Source organism: Actinospineispora spinosispora DSM 44797 (genome assembly GCF_000429025.1).
GTDB lineage: Bacteria > Actinomycetota > Actinomycetes > Mycobacteriales > Pseudonocardiaceae > Pseudonocardia > Pseudonocardia spinosispora.
Window position 1 is genome coordinate 460020 of record NZ_AUBB01000010.1, and the last position, 22618, is coordinate 482637.

Annotated in this window: 21 protein-coding genes; 7 read left to right on the forward strand and 14 right to left on the reverse strand. The window is 70.3% G+C overall.

Annotated elements, in window-relative coordinates:
• Window positions 1-32: 32 nt before the first annotated feature.
• Window positions 33-776: an SDR family oxidoreductase gene (locus tag G406_RS0105975; RefSeq protein ID WP_028933136.1), complete on the forward strand. Its 744-nt coding sequence runs from the start codon at window positions 33-35 to the stop codon at window positions 774-776.
• On the opposite strand, the gene G406_RS0105980 is transcribed toward G406_RS0105975, so the two are convergent.
• The 6 genes from G406_RS0105980 to G406_RS0106005 all read right to left on the reverse strand — a co-directional run bounded on the left by G406_RS0105980 (window position 745) and on the right by G406_RS0106005 (window position 7598).
• On the reverse strand, window positions 745-1767 hold the full coding sequence (locus G406_RS0105980) for an ATP-binding protein (protein ID WP_028933137.1): 1023 nt from the start codon (window positions 1765-1767) through the stop codon (window positions 745-747). The genes G406_RS0105975 and G406_RS0105980 overlap by 32 nt on opposite strands.
• Window positions 1764-2660, reverse strand: coding sequence for an MEDS domain-containing protein (locus G406_RS0105985; RefSeq protein ID WP_028933138.1), 897 nt, complete (start codon window positions 2658-2660; stop codon window positions 1764-1766). The genes G406_RS0105980 and G406_RS0105985 overlap by 4 nt, the downstream gene beginning before the upstream one ends.
• Before the next feature lie 188 nt (window positions 2661-2848).
• Complete coding sequence (locus G406_RS0105990; protein ID WP_028933139.1) at window positions 2849-4063, reverse strand: ABC transporter permease; 1215 nt, start codon at window positions 4061-4063, stop codon at window positions 2849-2851.
• A gap of 13 nt (window positions 4064-4076) precedes the next feature.
• A complete protein-coding gene (locus G406_RS0105995; protein WP_028933140.1) occupies window positions 4077-5294 on the reverse strand; it encodes an ABC transporter permease in 1218 nt (405 codons plus the stop codon).
• A complete protein-coding gene (locus G406_RS0106000; protein ID WP_156934692.1) occupies window positions 5291-6271 on the reverse strand; it encodes an ABC transporter substrate-binding protein in 981 nt (326 codons plus the stop codon). The genes G406_RS0105995 and G406_RS0106000 overlap by 4 nt, the downstream gene beginning before the upstream one ends.
• 4 nt (window positions 6272-6275) lie before the next feature.
• Complete coding sequence (locus tag G406_RS0106005; RefSeq protein WP_028933142.1) at window positions 6276-7598, reverse strand: NtaA/DmoA family FMN-dependent monooxygenase; 1323 nt, start codon at window positions 7596-7598, stop codon at window positions 6276-6278.
• A gap of 156 nt (window positions 7599-7754) precedes the next feature.
• Here G406_RS0106005 and G406_RS44855 point away from each other — a divergent pair, with 156 nt between their 5' ends.
• Window positions 7755-8663, forward strand: coding sequence for a matrixin family metalloprotease (locus tag G406_RS44855; RefSeq protein ID WP_051341690.1), 909 nt, complete (start codon window positions 7755-7757; stop codon window positions 8661-8663).
• Between the two features lie 71 nt (window positions 8664-8734).
• On the opposite strand, the gene G406_RS44860 is transcribed toward G406_RS44855, so the two are convergent.
• Window positions 8735-9643, reverse strand: a complete 909-nt coding sequence (locus tag G406_RS44860; RefSeq protein ID WP_051341691.1) for an SPFH domain-containing protein — start codon at window positions 9641-9643, stop codon at window positions 8735-8737.
• A 191-nt stretch (window positions 9644-9834) separates the two neighbouring features.
• Between G406_RS44860 and G406_RS0106020 the strand changes: the two genes are divergently transcribed.
• The gene (locus G406_RS0106020; protein WP_028933143.1) at window positions 9835-11196 is read left to right on the forward strand and encodes an NAD-dependent succinate-semialdehyde dehydrogenase; all 1362 of its coding nucleotides are present in this window, start codon (window positions 9835-9837) and stop codon (window positions 11194-11196) included.
• A gap of 102 nt (window positions 11197-11298) precedes the next feature.
• On the opposite strand, the gene G406_RS0106025 is transcribed toward G406_RS0106020, so the two are convergent.
• Window positions 11299-11916 (reverse strand): TetR/AcrR family transcriptional regulator, encoded by a 618-nt coding sequence (locus G406_RS0106025; RefSeq protein WP_037075180.1) that lies wholly within the window; start codon window positions 11914-11916, stop codon window positions 11299-11301.
• A gap of 128 nt (window positions 11917-12044) precedes the next feature.
• On the opposite strand from G406_RS0106025, the gene G406_RS0106030 reads away from it, so the two are divergent.
• The 3 genes from G406_RS0106030 (at window position 12045) to G406_RS0106040 (ending at window position 15666) form a co-directional block, all read left to right on the forward strand.
• Window positions 12045-13322: a saccharopine dehydrogenase family protein gene (locus G406_RS0106030; RefSeq protein WP_028933145.1), complete on the forward strand. Its 1278-nt coding sequence runs from the start codon at window positions 12045-12047 to the stop codon at window positions 13320-13322.
• Between the two features lie 104 nt (window positions 13323-13426).
• Window positions 13427-15043 carry a GAF domain-containing sensor histidine kinase gene (locus G406_RS0106035; RefSeq protein ID WP_028933146.1) on the forward strand — a complete coding sequence of 539 codons (1617 nt, stop codon included), beginning with the start codon at window positions 13427-13429 and terminating at the stop codon, window positions 15041-15043.
• Entirely contained in the window at window positions 15040-15666 is a 627-nt protein-coding gene (locus G406_RS0106040; RefSeq protein ID WP_028933147.1) for a response regulator, read from the forward strand. Before G406_RS0106035 ends, G406_RS0106040 begins: the two co-directional genes overlap by 4 nt.
• Window positions 15667-15695: 29 nt before the next feature.
• Here the strand turns inward: G406_RS0106040 and G406_RS0106045 are convergent, their stop codons facing one another.
• The 5 genes from G406_RS0106045 to G406_RS44865 all read right to left on the reverse strand — a co-directional run bounded on the left by G406_RS0106045 (window position 15696) and on the right by G406_RS44865 (window position 21260).
• Window positions 15696-16622 (reverse strand): polysaccharide deacetylase family protein, encoded by a 927-nt coding sequence (locus G406_RS0106045; RefSeq protein ID WP_028933148.1) that lies wholly within the window; start codon window positions 16620-16622, stop codon window positions 15696-15698.
• Window positions 16623-16651: 29 nt separating this feature from the next.
• A complete protein-coding gene (locus G406_RS0106050; protein WP_028933149.1) occupies window positions 16652-18994 on the reverse strand; it encodes a penicillin acylase family protein in 2343 nt (780 codons plus the stop codon).
• A gap of 120 nt (window positions 18995-19114) precedes the next feature.
• The gene (locus G406_RS0106055) at window positions 19115-19951 is read right to left on the reverse strand and encodes a maleylpyruvate isomerase N-terminal domain-containing protein (RefSeq protein ID WP_169736621.1); all 837 of its coding nucleotides are present in this window, start codon (window positions 19949-19951) and stop codon (window positions 19115-19117) included.
• A 41-nt stretch (window positions 19952-19992) separates the two neighbouring features.
• Window positions 19993-20337 carry a TfoX/Sxy family protein gene (locus tag G406_RS0106060; RefSeq protein WP_028933151.1) on the reverse strand — a complete coding sequence of 115 codons (345 nt, stop codon included), beginning with the start codon at window positions 20335-20337 and terminating at the stop codon, window positions 19993-19995.
• Window positions 20334-21260 (reverse strand): alpha/beta fold hydrolase, encoded by a 927-nt coding sequence (locus tag G406_RS44865; RefSeq protein ID WP_051341710.1) that lies wholly within the window; start codon window positions 21258-21260, stop codon window positions 20334-20336. Before G406_RS44865 ends, G406_RS0106060 begins: the two co-directional genes overlap by 4 nt.
• A 66-nt stretch (window positions 21261-21326) precedes the next feature.
• On the opposite strand from G406_RS44865, the gene G406_RS0106070 reads away from it, so the two are divergent.
• Window positions 21327-21962, forward strand: coding sequence for a winged helix-turn-helix transcriptional regulator (locus G406_RS0106070; protein ID WP_028933152.1), 636 nt, complete (start codon window positions 21327-21329; stop codon window positions 21960-21962).
• A 20-nt stretch (window positions 21963-21982) separates the two neighbouring features.
• Here G406_RS0106070 and G406_RS0106075 read toward each other — a convergent pair whose 3' ends face one another.
• A complete protein-coding gene (locus tag G406_RS0106075; RefSeq protein WP_028933153.1) occupies window positions 21983-22528 on the reverse strand; it encodes a mismatch-specific DNA-glycosylase in 546 nt (181 codons plus the stop codon).
• Window positions 22529-22618: the final 90 nt, after the last annotated feature.

Consider the following 22618-nt stretch of genomic DNA (forward strand, 5'->3'; position numbering starts at 1 on the left):
GGCGGCGACGGTGGGAGACGAAGGGGACGCTCGTGAAGATCGTTGTGATCGGTGGGACGGGGCTCATCGGCTCGAGACTGGTGGCGAAACTGGATCAACAGGGCCACGAGGCGGTGCCGGCCTCCCCGAACACCGGGGTCAACACGCTGACCGGTGAGGGGCTGGCCCAGGTGCTCGACGGCGCCGCGGTCGTCGTGGACGTGTCGAACTCCCCGTCGTGGGCCGACGACGCGGTACTGGAGTTCTTCCGGACCTCCACCACCAACCTGCTCGGACACTCCGAGAAGGCGGGGGTCGGGCACTACGTGGCGTTGTCGGTGGTCGGCACGGACCGGCTGGCGGAATCGGGATACTTCCGCGCGAAGATCGCTCAGGAGGCGCTGATCCGGGAGTCGGGTCGGGCCCATTCGATCGTGCGGGCCACGCAGTTCTTCGAGTTCGTCACCGGCATCGCCGACTTCAGCACCGTCGGCGACGAGGTGCGGCTGGCGCCGGTCCTGATCCAGCCGATGGCGTCCGACGACGTTGCCGCCTCGGTCGGACGCGTCGCGCTGGGAGAGCCGGTGAACGGTGTCGTCGAGGTCGGTGGCCCCGAGGTGTTCCGGCTCGACGAGCTGGTGCGCGGGGACCTCGCGTCCCGCAACGACCCGAGGCAGGTCGTCACGGACGAGCAGGCCCGGTACTACGGCGCCCTGCTCGGCGAGCGGACCCTGGTGCCCGAGCCGGACGCCCGGCTCGGGGAGATCACCTTCGATACGTGGCGCGCACGGCAGTAGCCGCGGGCCGTTGCGGGGCCTCGGCGTCGAGGGACTGCGGCACGCTCGTGTGCCACATCGCGACGCGCACGTGGGTGCCCGCCTCGTCGGACCACAGGTGCAGGTAGTCGGTCACCTGCCGGGCGATCCACAGTCCCCAGCCGTGCATGCTGTCCGGATCCGGCTGGTTCAGACCCGGCAACGGGTCGACCAGCCGGCCCCGGTCGTGCACCTCGAACACGCAGCCGTCAGGTGTGTCCCACACGTGCAGCCGGATCGGCTGCCGACCGTGCTGTACGGCATTGGTGACGACCTCGTTCATCGCGAGCACCGCTTCGCTGACCTTGCTCGCGGTGTACTCGTGCCGGAGCATCGCGCGCGTGGTGATGTCCCGTACCGACGCCAGCGGGATGTCGGCGAGGTCGAACGCGGCCACGGGCTTGCCGAGGGGGAGCGGCGCGGGTACCGGGATACGGGTCAGGACCTGGCCCGGCGGGCGGAACGCGGCGTTGGGGTGCGCCGAGCCGTCCTGGAACAGCAGCGGGTGGTTGTGGCGCGCGCCCGCCAGCAGCGAGGTGTGGGGTGAGGTCCGGGGGAAGAAGCAGGTGAGCGTCACCGGTATGCGCGCCAGCGCGAGGTTGGACGCCGCGTCGAGCTCCGTCCAGAACCGGCCGTCCGGGCCGTCGAAACGGCTGTCGTGCTGGATGATCGCGGTGATCGGCCGGAACCCGCCCGACAGCTCGTCGAACCGGCGGGCCCTGACGGTGGCCTCGGTCTGACCGGACAGCCCGACCGTGCTCTGCGGATGCGGGAGGCGAAGGACGTCCGGCAACGGACCGAGCACCGCGCACAGAGCGTCGTCGGTCTGCTGGTCCAGGGCCATCGCGACGGCGTCGCCCCGGTCGAGCGCGTCGCTGACCAGCGGCACGATCTGGGCGAGCAGGCCGCTCGTGTCCTCGTAGAAGCCGGCGGAATGCCGCACGGTGCTGAAGGGACCGGGTCGCGGGCTCATGCCGGGGCCTCGAGACGTTGGTCCCACCTCGGTGGGAGAACCAGCCGGCCGTGCGAAGGATGCATGCGTCGTTCGATCAGGCTTCGGACGTGCGGCCGGGTGCCGAGGAGTACGAGGTTGTGCCCGGGTGGGAACTCGTTCGACGACCGGAGCAGCTCGGTGCTCGCGTGGACGTCGATGAACCGGATCGAGGACAGGTCCAGGGTCACGTCGTCGGGGGCGGTGGCCGCGCGGAGCATGTCCTCCAGGCATCGATCGAGCAGCTGTCGCAGGACACCGGAGTTGCTGTGGTCGATCTCGCCGGCCAGCCGATACGTCCCCGGCTCCGGGCGGGTGATCCGGAGCAGACCGTCGTCGAACATCGGGGAGACGACCAGCTCGGTCCTGTGCACGCGCCGCATCTCGGCGATGGCCTCGTCGTCGAAGGTCTCGCGGTCGTAGATGCACAGCAGACGGGCCTGGGGGTTTCTCAGCAGGATGCCGTCGATGAGCGCCTCGTGGCTGGCCATCAGGTCGAGCCCGTAGCCCAGGCGGGCGCGTGAGGGTTCGGCGATGAACCGCACACCCGGCCAGCCCTGCTCGGCTGTCTCACGGATCGCCTGGGTGAAGGCCGGCCCGACCTCCTCGACCGGGACGGCCCAGCCGGCGCGGCTCGCCTCGGAGGGCACGACGGTGAACTGGCCGTCCGCCATCGCGCGAGCGACCGGGATGCGATCGTCCTCGAGCCGGTCCATCAGCCGGTCGATGGAACCGTCCTCGAAGTACATGACCTTCTCGCCGGCACGGAGCCCGCCGGCGATCCAGGCCGCCGACGTCTCCCAGACGTGCTCCGGGCTGTCGGGGATCATGCAGGTATGGCCGACGAGGTCGAGAGCGTCCAGTGTCTGCGGCATCTCACCCCCTCGTACTCCTCGTGGCGGCAGCTGGGCTCGCGTCGAGCGCCTCTCCGACGACCCGCTCGACCATGGTCAGTCACTGTTGCACAGGCAAGATCTTCGAGCAGGGCTGAGTCGAGGGTAACCCCGGGGTCCACTTTCGGTGGACACAAGATCACCATCAGTCCCATGTCCACCTGTCTGACTCAGGTGCGCAGTGCCTCGATCGGGTGCAGCGCGGCTGCCCTCGCCGCCGGATAACCGCCGGCCAGCAGGCCGATGAGCAGGCTGATCCCGAACGCGCCCGCCACCGCGGCCACCGGGAGATCCGGCCGGCCGAGATCGGGCACGAACAGGGGCAGGTAGTGCCTGCCGGTCGCGGTGAGCAGCAGACCCAGGCCGGCACCCAGCGCACCACCGATCCCGGCCAGCATCGTCGACTCGATCAGGAACTGGTGCACGATCGCGCGCCGGGTGGCGCCGATCGCCTTGCGGATGCCGATCTCCGTCCGGCGCTGGTGCACCGTGATCATCATGATGTTGGCGACGCCGAGCGTGCTCGCGACCAGCGAGATGGCGCCGACGGCCAGCGAGAGCCAGTTCAGCAGTGTCAGGTACTTCGTGACCTCACGGATCTTGGTGAGCGTGGCTTGTGCCACGAAGTCGCGCAGGCCCGGGTCGGTGATGCCGTGGCGTCGGTCCATCACCTGGTTGATCTGTTCGACCGCGGCGGGCACGTGCTCGATCCCGTGGGTGATGGCGACGATCCAGTCGAGCCCGTCACTGCCGGCGAACAGGATGCGTGAGGTCCGCAGCGGCAGGACGACCATGTTGTCGGTGTGGTCCGAGCCGTCGTCCTCCACGCCGATGACCTCCATCGGGATGCGGCCGACGCGAATCCGTGCGCCGAGGGCCGCGTGCGGGTCGCCGTCGAAGAGCTGCTCGACGACCTTGGGGCCGATCACCGCGACCCGGTTGCCGTTCGCGTCGTCGGCGTCGGTGATCATCCTGCCGACCGCGATGCTGCGCGCGACCGTGTGGAGGTAGCCCGCCGTCGTGCCGTGCACCGAGGTGTTGACCTCCTTCACGCCGTGGCGGACCACCGCGGTGCCCGAGCGGCCCGGGATGATGGTCGCCACCGCCGGTACCCGGGACCGGTCGCCGAGCGCTCGGGCGTCGGCTTCGATGAGCCTCTGCCGCTGGACTGCCCCGGGCGTGCTCGGGGTCGTCGGGAAGACGTACACGCCGTCGTTGAGCGAGCCGAACTCGCGGTCGAACCCGTCGCGCAGGCCGTTGCCGAGGCCGGTCAGCACCAGTACCGAGGCCACGCCGAGCACCACGCCGAGCATGGTCAGCGCGGTGCGCAACCGGGCGGTCGTCATAGTGCGCAGCGCCAGTACGAACGCGTCGCGGATCGCCATCGGCGAACTCCTGTCAGTGTCGTAGTGCGTCGATGGGGTTGAGGCCCGCCGCGCGCAGCGCCGGGTGGACCCCGGCGAGCAGGCCGATGAGCAGGCTCGCGGTGAAGGCGACCGCGACCGACGGCGCGGACACGGCCGGTGAGCCGTATCCCGGCGCGATCGTCGGCAGGGTGAGGCCGCCGAGCACGGTGAGCGAGATTCCGACGACCACACCGACCAGGCCGGCCGAACCGGCGAGGGTGAGCGCCTCCAGCAGGAACTCCCGGACGATCGCGGAGCGTCGGGCGCCGACCGCCCTGCGCACGCCGATCTCGCCGGTGCGCTCGGTCACCGTCACCACCATCATGTTGGCGACGCCGAGCGCGCCGATCACCAGTGCGATCGCGGCGACCGACAGGGTGAACCAGTTGATCAACGCGAGATAGCGGTCGATCCGGGTCAGCTCGTGCGCGGCGGTACTGGCCGCGTAGTCGCGGCGGTCCGGATCGGAGATCCGGTGCCGGCGGTCCAGAACACCCTTCAGCTGCGCGTCCGCCTCGGCAACCCGGGTCCGGTCGGCCGCGACGACGCCGATCGAGTTGAGCGCGTCGCTCCCCGCGAACAGGGCCCTCGCCGAGTTCAGCGGAAGCAGCGAGACGGCGTTGCGGTCCGCTTCGATCGTGTCGAGCACGCCGACGACGCGCATGGTGAGACGTCCGATTCGCACGTCCGCATCGAGCGCGGCGCCCGCGTCGCCGCCGAACAACGCGTCGACGATCTTGGGTCCGATCACGACGACCCTGGCTCGGTCGGCGTTCTCCTGTTCGGTGAACATCCGTCCCACCGCGACCCGGCGCAGGCGAAGGTGCAGATAGCCGCCGGTGGTGCCGACGATGTTCGCGCGGAACTCGGCACCGTCGCGCCGCAGCACCGCGGTGCCGGTGCGTTCGGGGATCACCTCGATGACGGCGGGCGCGGCGGCCGGGTCGCGCAGCGCCTGGTAGTCGCCCTCGGTGAGGCTGCGCGACTCGTTGGCGCCCGGTGTCGTGGCGAGCGACCTGCTCGCCACGATCGTCGTGTTGAGCCTGCCGTAGTTCTGGTCGACCGAGGTGCGCAGGCCGACGCCGAGGCCCGCCAGCACGATCACCGAGGCGACGCCGAGAACGATGCTGGCCATCGTGAGGGTGGCGCGCGCCGGGTCGGCGCGCAGCCCCCGCAGCGCGAGAACGAACGCGTCCCGCACTCCGATCACGGGCCGCTCACCGCTTCGGCCCAGAGCGCACGGGCGTCGCCACGGGCCGCGACGCGCCCTTCGCCGAACAGCACGGCTCGCAGGTCGTGCAGCACCCACGCGACGGTCAGCGGGGTGTTGTAGAACCAGCCGTCGAACTCGACCCTCGCGGTGATCGCATGCTCGGTGTGCAGCAGCGGGTGGTCCAGAACGGTCGGACCCTCGCCGCCGTCGAGGGCGACGACGATGTCGCCGCCGTGTGCCCCGAGCAGCTCGGCGGAGATCGTGTCGAACCCGGCCCACGCCGTGCGGTCGTCGCTGCTGTTGGCCCTGATCTGAGCGGAGGGACGACGCAGCCCCAGGCGGGTCAGGACGTCGCCGAGAACCGTGCGGTCATCGTAGATGCAGAGGGTGTTCCCGCCGCCGCACAGCGACAGCACCGAGACGGTTCGCCCCCGCAAGCGGGTCCCGACCTGTACCGCCAGCCGGGAGATCGCGTCGTCGATCCGCCCGATGAGCCGCTCGGCACGCTCAGGCCGGCCGGTGACCGCGGCGTTGACCCTCAGCTGCTCCGGCCACGGGTCGGTGAAGTGCGTGAACACGACCGGGGCGATGCGACTCAGCCGGGCCACGAGCTCGTCGTTCCTCGGCGTCATCATGCCGACGATCAACGACGGCTTCGCGGCCGCCACCTGTTCGGTCCTGCCCCTGGCGATCAGCGGTACACCTTCCTCGCGCAGCAGCTCCGTGGCCGGCACGTCCTCGCGGGCGACGACCGCCCTCGGTACGACACCCATGGCGAGCAGCTGCAGCCCGGTGCTCTCGTCCATCGCCAGCACTCCGGTCGAGGTCGCCGGCACGGTGACGCGGCCGTTGCCCGCCTGCACGGTGACCGTCCGGCCCTCGGCGGGTGACCGTTGCGGTCCGTCCGCGACGCAGCCGGAGACGAGCCAGGTGGTGATCAGTCCGAGCACGACCAGTGGGCGGGGACGAGGCACGCGGTCAGCTCGCGTAGTGCGGGGTCCAGCTGGACCGGTCCACCCGCTGGGTGATCGGCAGCCCGAGGCGCTCCCGAAGCGAGCCCCGCGCGTACTCGCGCTTGTGCACACCCCGCTCCTGCAGGATGGGCACCACCAGGTCGACGAAGTCGGCGAGGCCCGTGGTCAGCGGCGGTGCGCTGATGCTCACCCCGTCATATGCGCCCCGCACGAAGCCGTCGGTGATCAGGTCCGCGATCCGTTCCGGGGTGTCCACCACGACCCGGTGCCCGTAGCGGTCGTGGACCGCGTGCGCCAGCTCCCGCCAGCTCACGCCCGAGGGATCGACCGTGCCCCTGGTGACGATCCACGGCCAGCGTCGGGTGGCCTCGGCGACGAGCCCGGCCGGGACGGTGGCGTCGTGGTCGTCGGACCGGAGGTCGACGCCGAGCGCCCCGGCGACCTCCCGGTACCGGCTCGCCGGGGTGTTCAGTTCCATGAGCTCGCGGTGGAAGCTCCGCGCTTCGGCCTCCGTGCTCTTGACGTACGGCATGATTCCCGGCAGCAACCTCACCGCGTCCGCTCCGCGACCGGCGGCCTCGGCGCGGGAACGCAGGTCGGCGCGATAGGCACGGGAGTCCTCGACGGCGCCGAGGGTCGCGTACACCAGGTCCGCGTATCGCGCGGCGAGCTCGCGGCCGGCGGGCGACGGGCCCGCCTGGAACAGCACCGGTACCACCTGGGGCGATCGCGGCAGGCTCAGCGGCCCGCGCACCCGGACGTGGTCGCCCCGGAAGTTGACCGCGTGAATCCGGTCCGGGGAGACCAGGTCGCCCGTCGCCGGGTCGGCGAGCAGCGCGTCCGCCTCCCAGGCATGCCAGAGCTGGATCACCGCGTCGAGGCACTCGGTCGCCCGCTCGTAACGCTCGGCGCGAGGCAGTGACTCGGGCAGGCCGTGGTTGGCGGCGGCCTGCCCGGACGCCGACGTCACGATGTTCCACCCGGCTCTGCCCCCGGACAGGTGGTCGAGCGAGGCCAGCGATCTGGCCAGCTCGTACGGCGGGACGAAGGCCGTCCCGATGGTGGCGACCAGCCCGATGTGGGTCGTGTGGGTGGCCAGCGCGGTCATCACCTGGATCGGGCTCAGCGGCCACACCAGCGCGACGTCCGGGTCCGGGAACAGTGCCACGTCGTCCACCAGGAACACCAGGTCGAACAGGCCGCGCTCAGCGAGGCCGGCCTGCTCCAGGTAGTGGTCGAGCGACGTCGCCGCGCCGATCGGGAAGTCCGGGTGGCGCCACGTGGTCTGGGTACCGAGTACGTAGTTGAGCAGCAGGTGCTTCGTCATGGGTCGGGTCCTCTCCAAGCCGGCGATGACCAGGTGGTTAGGCAAGCCTTAGCCTGACTTTTCAAGCCCACTTGAGGTCAAGACGGCGCCGTCGAGAAGATCTCCGGTGTTCTAGACTGCGCGACGGGCGGATCCGGCCGATGTCGGGAGAGGGCTGTGCGACTCATACGCAGGGTCCGCGCGTGGCGCAGGTACCGGCACCTGTCGCGTCGTCTCGCCGAGCTGGACCGCCTCGACCGCCGGGCGGCGGCACAGCGGCGCCCGAAAGCGCCCGAGTACATCCTGGGCGGGCGGGCGAAGCTGTACCTCGTGCTGTTGACGGTGCTGGTCGGCGGCATCGGCGTGGTGAGCTGGTGGGAACCCTTCGGTCCTGGCCCCCGTGACCCGCTGGACTCGCTGCTGCCGACGGGCATGTCGTACGGCAGGCGGCCGGCGCCGACCACGAGTGGCGCGCACGCCTTCGTGATCCGGCTGCCGGACGGACAGCCGGTCACCTACGACGCGTGCCGGCCGATCCGTTACGTGGTCAATCCGGCGGGTATGCCACCCGGTGGGGACACGCTGATCACCGAGGCCGTCCAGGTCGTCAGCGCGGCGTCCGGCCTCACGTTCGACTACCTGGGCGTGACCGACGAGACACCGGGCGACCGTCGCCCGACCAGGCAGCCCGAGCGCTACGGCCCGGGGTGGGCTCCGGTACTGATCGCCTGGGTCGACCAGTCGGAGCTGGTGGCCGAGGCTCCCGCCGGGCCGGCCGATCCGGACACCGACGTCGAGGGGGAAGGTGGCAGCACCTCGGTGAGCCCCGGAGGTCCGGAGCTCACCCGCTATGTCACCGGGCAGATCAGGCTGTCCCGTCAGGCGATCGCCGAGGACCTGACCCGCCGGGGCGGTGCGGCGATCGTCAGGGCGGTCATCGTGCACGAGCTCGGACACGTGCTGGGGCTGGACCACGTTGCCGACCAGCATGAGCTCATGGCGCCGGTGAACACCGGCCAGACCGAGCTGGGCCCCGGTGACCGGCAGGGTTTCGCGGCAGTCGGCGCCGGCCCCTGCTGGCACTGAGCGACAGCCACTTCGCACACCCAGCCCGCACCACCTGTGCGCAGTGCACCGTGACTGTGCGAAGTGCCGGTTCAGTGCGGGGTTTCCGTGGCGGGGGCGGGTGCGCCGTTCAGCGACGGGGTCTGGGTGGGGGAGTCCAGTGCTTTGGGTGGGGCCGCTTCCGGGGCGGTGGCGTGCTCCCGGTCAGCGCCGTCGGTGGCTGTGGTGTCGGTACTGGGTGTGGCGCGTTCCAGGAAGCGCAGCAGCTCCACCGGGAACGGGAGTACCAGGGTGGAGTTCTTCTCCGCCGCGACCTCCACGACGGTCTGGAGCAGGCGTAGCTGCAGCGCGGCGGGGTGTTCGGTCATGACCTCGGCGGCCTGGGCGAGCTTCCGTGAGGCCTGTAGCTCACCCTCGGCGGTGATCACCCTCGACCGGCGTTCCCGCTCGGCTTCGGCCTGCCGCGACATCGACCGTTTCATCGACTCCGGCAACGCGACGTCCTTGATCTCGACCCGGTCGATGTGCACACCCCAGCCCAACGCCGGGCTGTCGATCATCAGCTCGAGGCCCTCGTTGAGGTGCTCGCGGTTGGACAGCAGGTCGTCGAGGTCGCTCTTGCCGATGATCGACCGCAACGACGCCAGCGCGACCTGTCTGATCGCCGACTCGTAGTCCTGGACGTCGACGACGACCTTCACCGGGTCGATCACCCGGAAGTAGACCACCGCATCGACGCGGACGGTGACGTTGTCGCGGGTGATCCCGTCCTGCGCGGGCACCGGCATGGTCACGACCTGCATGTTGACCTTGTTGAGGCGGTCGACGAACGGTGCGATCACCGCCAGCCCGGGGCCGAGGACGTCGGGCCTGACCCGGCCGAACCGGAACACCACGCCGCGCTCGTACTGCTTGATCACCCGCAGGCTCGACCCGGCACCCACCACGCAGACGACTGCGAGAGTGGCAAGCAGGGCGAGTAGTACCGAAAAGACGATCATGACGTTCCTCCGGCATGGATCCGAGGTCTCGTCGAACCAGTTCGGCGGCCGGCCTCACTCGAATTTCGTATCGTAACACGACATAAACTGATCATCGACTGTTTCGGCGACGAGCGAGATCGGCGAACTTTGTATACTGTATGGAATTGACGAGTCTGCGATCCGGTAGAAAAGCGGAGGCCTGCGCCCTCATGTACACAGTCACCAACCCCGCGACGGGTGAACTGATCGAGAAGATCGAGAATGCGACCGACGGGGAGGTGCTGGCCGCGATCGAGCGGGTCCACGCCGGGTTCTCGTCATGGCGTCGTCGTCCGCTCGCGGAGCGCGCGACGATCGTGTCGCGCGCCGCGGAGCTGTTCGCCGAACGGGCCGACGAGCTGGCCGCGATCATGACGCTGGAGATGGGCAAACGGATCAACGAGGGCCGGGGCGAGATCGGCATCGTCGTCGACATCTTCAACTACTACGCAGATCATGCGTCCGAGCTTCTCGCCGACGAGCCGCTGTCGATCACCGGCGGAGAGGCAGTCATCGCGAAGGAGCCGATCGGGGCCCTGATCGGGATCATGCCGTGGAACTTCCCGTGCTACCAGGTGGCCCGATTCGTGGCCCCCAACCTGGTCCTCGGTAACACGATCCTGCTCAAGCACGCCTCGATCTGCCCCCGGTCCGCCGCCGCGATCGAGCGGGTGCTCCGCGACGCCGGAGTTCCCGACGACGTGTATCGCAACGTCTTCGCCTCCAGCCGGCAGATCCCGTGGATGCTCGCCGACCCGCGCATCCAGGGTGTCTCACTGACCGGCAGCGAACAGGCGGGCATCTCGGTCGCCGCCGAGGCCGGTAAGAACCTCAAGAAGGCCGTGCTGGAACTGGGCGGGTCCGATCCGCTGATCGTGCTGGACGCCACCGACATGGACGAGACGGTGAAAGCCACCGCGACGGCCAGGATGCGCAACTGCGGACAGTCCTGCAACGCCCCGAAGCGCATGATCGTGCTGGCCGACATCTACGAGGAGTTCGTCGAGCGGCTGACCGAGCGGGTCGCCGGGTACTACGTGCCGGGTGACCCCTCGGACCCGGAGACGACGCTGCCGCCGCTGGCGTCGAACTCGGCGGCCGACGAAGTGGCCGCCCAGGTGGCCGAGGCGGTCCGCCAGGGCGCCACGCTGCGTGCCGGCGGCCACCGGATCGACCGGCCCGGCGCCTACCTGGAGGCGACCGTGCTGACCGACGTGACCCCGGACATGACCGCCTACTACGAGGAGATCTTCGGGCCGGTGGTCCTGGTGTTCCGCGCCGCGACCGAGGCGGAGGCGATCACGATCGCCAACGACACGCCGTTCGGGCTCGGCGCCAGCGTGTGGGGCAGCGATAGGGACAGGGCGCGTCGGGTGGCCGAGCAGATCGACGCCGGCATGGTCTACCTGAACCGGGCGGGCGGCTCGCAGGCCGACCTGCCCTTCGGTGGGATCAAACGCTCCGGCATGGGGCGCGAGCTAGGCCCGCTGGGTATCGAGGAGTTCATGAACAAGAAGTCCATCCGCCTCTAGACGGTACGACCTCGCAGACCTTGATGTCGTGTCGCAGACGTTGCAACGTCTGCGACACGACACGAGGCTCTGCGAAGCGGTGCAGGTGTGACCGGCGTACTCCTATCGACGTGCCGCGTAGGTCTGCAGGTAGGCCGTGATCAGGCGGCCCGCTTCGACGATCGTCGCGTCGTCGGCGGTGGGGCTGCGGCGGAACGCCACGTCGACGAGCCGGTCGCCCGCCTCGAAAGCGAGCTGCACAACGAACACCGGGGTGTCGGCCGCCACTAGGTCCCGGTCGACCAGGAAGCGGTGAACCTGGTCGGCCTGGGTTCTGTCGAACTGGCGGGACAGCTCGGTCAGTGCCGGGCTGCGCCCCGCGAACCACAGCTCCACCAGGCTCCGGTGCTCCCGGAAGTACGTGATCAGGGTGTCGAGGAAGGTGTCGACGACCTCTGGCAGCGTGTGGGGGTTCCGGTCGCTCAGCGCGCCGGCGATGCGCTCGTCCGCCGCGCTCACGTGGCGTTGCATGATCTCGGCGTCGACCTGATGTCGGTCGGCGAAGTAGTGGTAGATCGACGCGATCGGGACGCCGGCGCGTTCACCGATCGCCTTGAGCGTGGCCGCCTCGTAGCCCTGTTCCTCCAGTAGTGCCTCGGCGGCGTCGAGGAGCGTCCGCGCGCGCTCGACTCCTCGACGCTGCACCACACCGGTCCGGCTCTCCGGCTTCGATCTCGCCATGGGCGACAGTTTGACAGCGCCGTCAGCCGTTCGTAAACTCGAAACCGATTCGAGTTCGTGTTTTGCGGCTGAGGTGCCCTCACGGATCGCCGCGAGCTCGTCGGAGCCGACACCACCGGAGGTCTCGCATGACGGCACGACGGATCGTCTTCATCGGTGCCGCCGGCGAGATGTGCCGCGTGGCCGTCGAGCGCTTCGCCGTCGCCGGCGGTGACTGGCAGCTGACCCTCACCGACATCCACCCCGAGCGACTCGAGCCGCTACTCGCCCGGCTCCCGAGCGGTTGTGCCACCACCCGGCGGCTCGACCTGTTCGACCGCGACAGCCTGCTCGAGGTGATCGACGGCGCCGCGCTCGTCGTCCTCGGCGCCGGCCCGTACACCCGCACGTCCGAGCCCGTCCTCACCGCCTGTCTGACGGCGGGCGTGCCGTACCTCGACTTCGACGACGACGTCGAGAGCACCCAGGCCGCGCTGGCGCTCTACAGTCGGGCACGGGACGCGGGCGTGCCGTGCTACGTCGGCTGCGGCGCCTCACCCGGGATGAGCAACGTGCTGGCCGTCGACGCCGCCGGTGATCTCGACTCCGTGTACAGCATCGACATGTGCTGGGTGGTCGGGGACGAACGGCCGGGCATCGGGCGGGCCGTGCTCGAACATCTGCTGCACATCGCCGCCGGCCCATGCCTGACCTGGGCGAACGGCGGGCCCGCGATGCACAGGACCTGGGTCGAGACCGACATCGTGCCGATGGGCGGGAGCCTGGGCGACCTGCTGCTGTACGAGACCGCGCACCCCGAGGCGGTGACCGTGCCCCGCCGCTACCCCGACGCCAACCGGATCCGGGTACTCGGTGGACTGGACCCGGCTCCGTTCAACGGCCTCGCCCGGGGGCTCGGGCTGGCCGTCGAGCGGGGCGCGATGACGGTCGAGCAGGCGGTCGACTTCATGGTGGACCTCCTGGAGAACCGCCTCGGCACCGTCACCGGATGGCGCCACGCACTGGCCGGGATGGCCGGTCAGATCCGGCGTGGGGAGAGCACGACGCCGGAGCTGCTCCGGTTCCTCACCTCGGCCGCTCTGCGCCGCCCGGTGCCCTACCGAGGGGGACTCATGGCACGCGCGATCGGCATGCGTGACGGACAGGCGACGGTGGCGGTCCGGCGCATCCCGGTCAGCGGTCCGGACACCTATCTCATGCGCGACATGGCGGCCGTGACCGGAACCTCGTGCGCGGCGTTCATGGCGGTCGCGCTCGAGGCGAACGACGGTCGTGCGGGAGTGTTGGCCCCGGAGGACTGGGTCGCCCCGCCTGCCTTCTACGCCGCGTTGGAGCGGGTCGGCACACCACGCGCCGAGATCGTCGAGTCGCTCACCTCGCCCGGCCCGTCCTGCCCATACGGGTAGGACGCCGTGGGCCGTAACGGCGGAGATGGGTCGTCAGGTTTCGCATATCGCACGGTGGCGCTTTACTACAGGTTGCACCGCAGCCGGCCGTAGGAGGTGCCGCAGTGCGCGAACCCGTGGGTGTCCGGGCCGAGTACCTGCTCGACGCCGGACGCTCGCACACCATCTCCGACGGCCTGCGCCCGGTGCTCGCCGAGATTCGTGGGCTCCTCGGCGCGACCGTGGGGCTCGTCACCTACCGTCCTCGGACGCCCGGCGCGCACCTGCTGGTCCTGGCCGCCGACGCACCCGGTCTGCCCGGGTCGCCGCTGGTCAACGAGACCTTCCGGGCCAGCGGGTTGCCGGTGCGCAGGGCGTCGGCACTCGCCGACGTCGAGCTGGTCTCCACACTGCGGCCTTACCGGATCGTGTTGCGGTCGGCGGTCGTCGTGCCGTGGAGCGACCCGTACGGCGACGGCATGGTCGTCGTCGGATGTACCGGCGTGCGCCCCGGGATTCCCGAGCCCGCGTCGGAGCTGGTCCGCAGGTTCCGCTGCGACCTGCGACGCAGCATGTCCTCGGCCCGTCGGCACGGTGCAACGGAGATCAACCGAGACCTGCAACGGGCGATGAAGGAGGTCGCGGCGGCCACGGTCGACTGTGCGGACGCCGGCGAGGCACTGACGACCCTGCTGGTGTCGGCGAAATGGCTGCTCGACTCCGAGGTGGCCTACCTGTCGTTGCCCGAGGACGACGTGGAGACCTTCACGTTCGACCAGGTGCTCGGTATCCGGACCCCGGCCTTCCGGCACCTGCGGATCCGCGAGGGGCAGGGACTGGGAGGGCTGGCCCGGACGCTGCGCCAGCCGGTCCGGTCGTCGAACTACGCCGACGACTCCCGGTTGTTCGCCGCACCGGTCGCCGAGACGGCGGGGGAGGGGATCGTGTCGGCCATGGCGACGCCGATCGTGGTCGACGACCAGGTCCAGGCGGTGCTCTACGTCGGCGAACGTGCGCTGCGACCGTTCAGCGAGACCGACGAGGAAGTGCTCGGGGAGTTCGCCGAGTACGCCAAGCTGGGGCTCAAGCGTCAGGCGACCGAGGAGTACCGGCGCGATGTGCTGCGCCGTCAGGAACAGGAGCGGCTGGCCTACGACCTGCACGACACCGCCGTCCGGGGCCTGTTGGAGATCGGTTTCGCCGCGGAGCGGGCCCGCGCGGCCGCTCACGGCGGCCCGGACGTCGAAGCCGGGCTGGACTCGATCGCCGCTGCCGCCGAGCGCTGTATGGAGGCCCTGCGCGGCCAGCTGGACCTGCTGATCCAGGGCGGCGCGGACCGTACGGCCGGCGCCGTGCTCGAGGAGATCGCGGAAGCCTCGCTGCGTCCCGAGGCCCGGCACCGGTTCGTCGTGCACGGGTCGGATGTGGTGCTGCCCGACCCGGTGGCCGACGCGTTCGTCCGGATCGGGCAGGAAGCACTGGTGAACGTCGATCTGCACGCGGCCGGGACGGCCGCGGACGTGACCCTGAGCAGGACGGCGGACGGCTGGGTCCTCTCGGTCGTCAACGAGGGCGCCGCGGGTCAGGGCGAGCCGACGGACGAGGGCCGGTCACGTGCACACCTCGGCCTGTCCGCGATGCAGCGGGCGGCCGGCCGGGTGCTCGGTCGCATCGAGCGGTTCTCCTCACCGGACGGTGGTCACGTGCTGCGCGCGATCGTGCCCGCGACCGGTGGACGATGATCAGGTTCTGCGTGGTCGACGACCACGAGATCGTGCACGACGGTCTGCGCGCGATGGCCGGGCGAACCGACGACCTGGAGTTCGCCGGCTCGGCGACGACCTCGGGCGAGGCGGAGGGTCTGATCGCCGCCACCCGGCCGGACCTGCTGCTGCTCGACATGCGGCTGGCGGGCGGGAACAGCGTCGATACGTGCGCGGCGCTGTCGAGATCCTTCGGCGAGCTGAAGATCGCGATCTTCAGCGGGTACGGCAACTCGGAGCTGCTGGCCCAGGCGATCCGGGCGGGTGCCTCCGGGTACATCCTGAAGGAGACCACGACGGCGCGGCTGCCCGACATCATCCGGGAGCTGGCCACGACCGGAAGCTACTTCGACCCTCGGCTCGCCAGCGGTCTGCTGCGTCGCTCGACCGGCGCGAACCAGCCCGCGTTCAACGACCGGGAACTGGAGATCGTCCGGCTGATCGCGCGCGGCATGGACAACCACCGGGTCGGCGAGCAGGTCCACCTCAGTCCGCACACGGTGAAGTTCCACGTCACCGCGATGCTGCGGCGGCACAAGCTGAGCCGGCGCACCGAGCTGGTGCGGCTGGCGATGGACCTGCACCTCATCGACGACTCGTAGTGGGGCCCCGTGCCGGGACCCCACCGCGGTCAGGCTTGCCGGGCCCAGCTGGAGTCCGAGGGCGGGGCCTCCACGCCGCGCACGTCGGGCAGCGCCATCAGCCGCTGGTCCTCCTCGTCGTCGACCCAGGCACGCGCGATCTCCTCACAGGTGGCGAACCAGATGCCGTCGTGGCCGACGATGTGCTCGACGAGCTTCTCGTACCAGAGGATGTTGTGCGCCTGGCCGATGATCTGCGGGTGCACGCAGGACGCGAACACCGGGTTCTCGACCCGCTCGTACGCGTAGTCGAAGATGTCCCGCCAGCGGCGGAAGATCGTCTCGGTGTCCTGCATACCGGTGGAGACACCGGTGTAGGCCAGCGGTGGGAAGTCGTCGAGGTACCAGTTGACCGGGATCTCGATGACCGAGCTCGCGGTGCCGGCGACGTTGGCCTTCTCCCAGTTGATCTGCCAGCGCTGCGGGTGGTACGGCACCAGGTCGCGCGCCATGAGGCTCGTGTCGTACAGGAAGCCGGACTCCTCGATGATGTCCAGGGTGTTCTCGCTGTAGTCCCAGTACGGCGAGCGGTAGCCGGTGGGCCGCAGGCCGAGGACGTTCTTGTAGGTGGCGAACGCGAGGTCCACGAGTCGCCGCTCGGTGTCGCGTTCGAGACCGGGCGGAATCTCGTGGTAGTAGCCGTGGTGCCCGATCTCGTGCCCGGCCTCGACGACCTTGCGGCACTGCTCGGGAAAGGTGTCGACGGAATGACCCGGGGTGAACCAGGTCGTCCTGATGTCGTATCGGCCGTACAGCTCCAGCAGGCGCGGCACACCCACCTCGGCGCCGAACTGGCCCCGGGACATGAACGACTGGGTCGGACGGTTGAACCCACCCAGCCACAGGGCCTGGGCGTCGAAGTCGGTGCCGAGGTTGACGGCGATCTTCTTGCCGGGTGGGAGTTGCAGGTGGCCCATGGATCTCTCCTTCGTGATCAGGGGTCGGTTCAGGACGGACGGAGCTCGATGATCTGTTCGGCCGCGGCGTCGACGCGTCCGCGGCTGTAGAGCAGGGGGAACGCCTCGTCCCGGCTCCACGGCCCGAACAGGTCGTCGGCGTGCGGGTCGCCGAGCCGCCCGGACTGGCCCGGTGCGTTCATGGCGAGCGAGGAGTCCCATTCGCCGACGTCGACGACCAGGCGAAAGGTCGCGCCGGCGCTCTGGACGAAGTTCGGTCCGTATGCGGTGTTGCCGACCGTGTCGCCGCTGCCGCCCCTCGGCTCCGGTCCGGCGACGAGGTGTTCCTCGTCGACGCCGGACAACAGGGCCGCGAGGGGGTGTCCGGCGCGCGCGACGTGCAGAGTCCCCCAGGCCCAGCCGGCTCGGTCGGCGCCGAGGAGCTCCTCGGTCTCGGCGATCGCGGCCGGGAGCGTCGACGCGATGGTGTCGGCGAGGAACTTCTCCGGATCGGGACCGAGCCGTGCGCCCGGACTCTCGATCAGCTCCAGGTCGACCCGTGAGTCGGCCAGCAGGTCCTCGGCCGGACAGATGCGGGCCGAGGCGGCGGCCACCTCGGCCACGTCGAGGTGTTGTTCCAGTGCCCGGGTCAGCAGCGCGGGCCGCAGGTGGCGCCGGTACCAGATCTCGAACACCGCGGCGGCCGACGAGTCGGGCGAGAGGGTTGCGTCCCAGCCGAGCAGCAGGTCGAGCCCGTCGGTGCCCTCGGGCACGTCGAGCTCACGGAGCCGGGCGAGGATCCGTCGTGCCGGAACGCTGCGGTAGTCGGCCTGCAGCGCGACCATGCTCTCCGGTGTGGCGTCGGTGACCTGCGCAAGCACCTCGTCGATGCGGCGGCGGCGCGACGGTGCGTACCAGTCGTAGGTGATGTGGCGATCAGGTGGGAAGTCGTCGGGAAGGTTGCACTCGTTGGCGGTCGCCAGGAAGCCCTGCTCCGGGTTCACCGCGCCGGGAAGCTGGTCGGCGTCGTAGAACCCGGCCCACTCGTAGCGGCCGTCGCCGGGTACCGGGAGGGTGCCGTCCCAGTTGGGGCGGATCGGGGTGAGCCCGCCGGTCTTCCATGCGATCGTCCCGTCGGTGTCGGCGTACACCTGGTTCTCCGGCGGCGCGCCCCAGCGGTTCATCGCGGCGAGGAACTCGTCGTGGTTGCGGGCCCGCATGTAGTCCATGCTGCCCAGGTAGGGCGCCATGCCCGGCTCCAACCAGGCCGCCCGGACCGCGAACGCGGTGTTGCGATCGGCGTCCCGGTAGACGACCGGGCCGTGCCGGGTGAACAACAGCTCCACCTCGACCGGATCGCCGCCGGCCACCGCGATCGTCTCGGTCAGCCGCCGCATCGGCTCCCAGCGATTCTCGTACCGGTAGGCGAACGGGTCGGCGGGATCGGTCTCGTAGACGTAGAGGTCCTCCTGGTCGATCGCGAAGATCGTCAGACCGAACGCGATCCGCCCGTTGTGGCCGATCGAGATACCCGGCAGCGCGGGCTCGCCGCCGCCGATCACGTCGAAGCCCGGCGCGGACAGGTGCGCGATGTAGCGCAGACCGGGTAGCGCGGCCGCGGCCCGGTGCGGGTCGTTGGCCAGCAGCGGGCGCCCCGACCGGGTGCGCGAGCCGGCCACGACCCAGTTGTTGCTGCCCTCCGGCAGCACGTCCCCCTGTGGGTCGAGCGGCTGCGCCGGCCCGAACGCCGGTGCCGAGGTGGCCAGGTCGTAGACGGCGAGCACGTCGTCGGGAAGCAGCGACAGGTCCAGTCCGTCGGGGATTCTCAGGTCCCGCTCCGGTTCGCGGCGTCGGCGCAGCTCCTCGACCTCGGCGGGCAGGTCCCGCAGCGTGCGGGCGCGGGCGACCTCCTCGCGGACGTTGTAGAACAGCCCGTGGCTACGGATCCGGGCGACGTCGGCGGGTTCCCACAGCGCGGGTTCGTAGCCCAGCTCGCGGAACTCGACGGGAAGCAGCTCCGGATCGCGGCGGGTCAGCTCGACGAACGCGTTGATGCCCTCGACGAACGCCACGGTGGCGCGTTTGGTGTCCGACCCGTAACTGAGCCACTCGCGGCGCATGTCACCCCGGTACAGGAACAGCCGGGCCGCGCGGTCGCGCTCGACGTGCTCGGAGCCGAACACCTCCGACAGCATGCCCAGCCCCCGGCGCCGCCAGAAGTCGATCTGCCACAGCCGATCCCGCGCCGCGTTGAACCCCTGCGCCCGGAACGCGTCGTAGGTGTCGCCCGCGTAGATGTGCGGCACACCCCACCGGTCGACCACGATCTCGACCGGGCCGGTCAGTCCGGGCAGCGTGTATCCCGTTCGCCCCGGTCCGTTCCCCTGTGTCACGCCGTCGCCTCCCACCTCGTCGCCCACTGCGCGTGACGAGTCAACCAACTTCGGGGGAGGTCGTGTCGGCAGATTTCCGGTGACGTGACGGGTAGCGAGGCACTGTCCGTTCGGGCAGGGCTACGGGGGACTCAGCACGGTGAGCATGCGGGTGAGCTTCCACGGCCGAGTGCCCCAGGCGGCGAGCTTGCCGTCGAGAATCGCCTTCCCGACTCCTTGCCGGCGGATGAAGACCAGGACGAAAGCCGTGGGGTCGGCCCAGATGTGGGCGTCGACGTCACGTGCGTCCCCCTCCTCGACTGTCAAGGAACCGCTGTCCAGGACCATCACCGTGCGCCCGCCTCCACGCAGGCGCAGCTCGACGCGCGCCCGGAAGGATCCGGCCTTCTCCTGGTCGACGAACGCGGTGGGCGGCAGCGCCGCGAGCAGCGGGATCAGGAAGGCCTCGACCGCGAGCAGTGCGTGGTGAGGCTGTATCCGCCACGGGCGCCCGGCGGCCTTGGCGATGTCGTGGCCGTGGATCAGGCACTCGTTGAGCAGGTGACACGCCACGGCCGAAGGGGGCAGACGGACACCCTGTAGCCACTCGACGGTGCCTGGTCGCGACCGCGACGCGACGTCGTCGAACTCGACGGCCAGCGCGGCGATGCGGTCCGCGAGTACGGCCGGGTCTCGTTCGCAGTCCTCGGTCAGCAGCCTCGCGGTGGACTCGGCGATTCCCGCCTTGGTCACGACGGCGTCCGGGACCGGCCTTCCGGCGAGGGCATCGGTGTCGGCGCGAAAGGAATGCGAGAGGTGGGCCGCGACCTCGCCCACCGTCCAGGCGCCGACCGACGCGGTCGTGGCATCGGGGACGCCGCGCACCAGCGCGACGAGGCTGGGGACGACGTCGCGCAACGCGGCGCGAGCCTGGGCCATGGTGTCGGGGGCCCCACTGTGCGCTGCTACCGGTGACACAGCAGCACCTTTCCGGGTGCCAGGGTCTGGGCCGGTGCCTGTCATCGACGCGGTCTCTTGGCGGGAGCGCCGGCGGCGGCGGCTGTGCCGACGGCGATCCACTGGGCCAGTTGGTGCTCGGTCCGCAGGTCGTCGGCGTCGACGTGCAGCCAGCCGGAGACCGCGCGACCTTTCATCCGCATCGGCCGCGCGTCGGTGGTTGCGAGGAGATGGTCGGTGCGTGCGGGATCGACCCGCACCATCAAGCCGCCCTGGCTGCTTGCCGCCACGGCCATCGTGCCGGCGACGAGAAAGGCGAGTCCGCCGAACATCGCCTGCTCGGTGACCGGCGAGTCGTCCAGCAGTAGCTCCCGGACGCGGTCGGCCAGGTGCGCATCATAGGTCACGGCGACTCCCTCGGCGTCGTCCGCGCGGCGTCCTCGCGAGCCGAGGGTGCTGGCGCGCACCACCAGTCGCGGACAGCGGCGACGAACTCGTCGGGGGCGTCGGACTCGGTGTAGAGGCCGGCGCCCTCGACGATCACGGTCCTGTGGTCGGGAAAGGTTGCTTCCAGACGTTCGAGTTCCTGGGGCCGGAAGGCGATGTCGGCATCACCCCACATGATCAGTGTCGGCAGGTGGGCGACGCCGGTGAGGCCGGCCTCGACCTCGGCGAAGAAGGCCCGGCTGGCGAGGACCCGGCCGGGGAACACCGCCGAGGCCTGGCGCCGTTCTGGGGTGCCCAGCGCCCGGCGGTAGTGGGTCATCTCGGCCGAGGTCAGCTTCCGCCTTCGGTGGCCGGCCGGCATGAACCAGTTGACCAGGACGTTGAACCGCCGGACCAGGAACCGGAACAGGGCTCCGCCGATGACGCGACCGAACCACTCGAAATGGAACACCCCGTTGACCGGCCAGGCCCAGGTGTTGGCCAGCACCAGCCGGTCGAAGACACCCGGCCTGCGCTGCGCGGCGGCCAGGCCGATCATGCCGCCCCAGTCCTGCCCGACCAGCGTGACCCCGCTGAGTCCGAGCGTGTCGACGAACCCGGTGACCACGTCCGCGTGCTCCTCGGGCAGGAACCGGTAGCCGGGCTTCGGCGTCGACAGCCCGAAGCCCGGGTAGTCCAGCGCGACGCACCGGAAGTCCTTGCGCAGCGCGCGAATCACCTCGCGCCAGAGGAACGACCAGGTCGGGTTGCCGTGCAGCAACAGCAGGATCGGCCCTGCCCCCTCGTCCACGTAGTGCACGGTGTGCCCGTCGATGTCGGCGAAGCGGCTCTCGAACGGGAACAGCTCGTCGTCGACCCAAGCAGGTCTTCCCGTGTGTGCCATGACCACCCTCCGTGTCGCCGATTTCGTTGATATTCTCAGTCATGATTGAGAATGTAAAGTGAAAAGATGAGTCGAAGCTACGGCCAGTACTGCGGTCTCGCCCGGGCGCTGGATGTCGTGGGCGACCGGTGGAACCTGCTCATCGTGCGGCAGCTCCTGATGTCGCCCGCCCGCTACCGCGAGCTGCGGGACGGGCTGCCCGGTGTGGCCACCAACCTGCTCGCCGACCGGCTCCGTGACCTGGAGACCGCCGGAGTCATCGAGCGACGGCTGGCAGAGGAGGGCAACGCCGTCGTCTACGCGCTCACCCCGTGGGGCGCCGGGCTGCGCGAGCCGGTCGAGGGCCTCATCCGCTGGTCCACTCCACTCATGATCCGAGGGCCGGGCGGCGACCACTTCCGCGCTGAATGGCTGGTTCTCCCGCTCTCGACCCTGCTGGCCGACAGGACGGCCACGCGCCGACCGTGGCGGGTCGGAGTCGGGGTCGACGACGGTCTGGTCCTGGTCCGGACGTCGCACTCAGGCGTGGAGGCGGGCCCGCACGATGGCGGCGATCTCGATGCCGTGGTGCGAGCCGACGCCCAGATCGTTCTCGGGCTGGCCGCGGGCGTGCTCGCCCTGGACGACGTTCGCGGGCTCGTCGACATCGAAGGCGACGAGGCTGCCGTACGAGCGGTCTTCAACTCTCCGACGAGGTCGTGACCGCGCGCATCGGGCAGAGCTCACCGGTTCTCCGAGATCGTGGCCTCCAGCAACGTCCGGTACTCGGCGATCAGTGCCGGAAGCGACCAGCGCCGGTTGAGCCCGCTGGGGTTGGGCAGCACCCAGACGTGGGCCTCGGCGAGGCGAAGGCCCTCCTGGGGGCCGAAACCCGCCCGGGGGAGACCGAACGCGACCCGGAACGCACCGATGCCGAGGAACGCGACCCAGCTCGCGTGGGTCCGGCCGGCAAGGTCGATCAACCTGGGCACCCCGCCTCGCAGCTCGGCGTGGCTCAGCTCGTCGGCTCTCGCGGTCGAACGGTCCACGAGTTTGGTGATGCCGTAGCCGAGCCGGGGAAGTTCACCGGCTTCGGACGGTGCCAGGAGTCGCGGCGTGAATCCCGCACCGTGCAGAGTGGGCCAGAAGCGATTGCTGGGCTGCGCGAAGTGCTGCCCGGTGGAGAGGGTGAGCGCGGGTGCGTTCACGCCGCAGAACAGCACGCTCAGTGGAGGGTCGGTCGGGCCGGGAAGCAGGTCCGGAAGGCTGGGCAGGGCCTCGCCGTCCATGCCGTCGTGGTCCTTCTGTCGGAGCGTTCGTGGGTTCGGGTGAAGTGTGGCAGTTCGACCGCCGACCCGATGTGTTCCGGGTGGCGGGAT